Genomic DNA, 215 nt, shown 5'->3' with positions numbered 1-215 from the left:
CCCGGCCAGGTGCTATCGCGACGTTGAGCCGATTCCGGGAGCACGCCGACGTCTACTGGATCGGCCCCGACGGCGGCGTCGGCACCAACTTCTGGACCCAAGCCGAAGGCTGGCACCAACCATTCCCCATCGCGCCGCCTGGTCACGCCCGGCCAGGTGCTATCGCGACGTTGAGCCGATTCCGGGAGCACGCCGACGTCTACTGGATCGGCCCC

1 pseudogene is annotated in these 215 nt (G+C 68.8%); it reads left to right on the top strand.

The window, feature by feature from the left end:
• Nucleotides 1-23: 23 nt before the first annotated feature.
• Nucleotides 24-215: pseudogene (locus I6A81_RS19895) on the top strand (hypothetical protein); the annotation flags it as partial.

It is taken from the genome of Frankia nepalensis (genome assembly GCF_016786325.1).
GTDB lineage: Bacteria > Actinomycetota > Actinomycetes > Frankiales > Frankiaceae > Pseudofrankia > Pseudofrankia nepalensis.
Note: the sequence above shows the minus strand (reverse complement) of the source record. Positions and strands in the feature narration are given on the sequence as shown.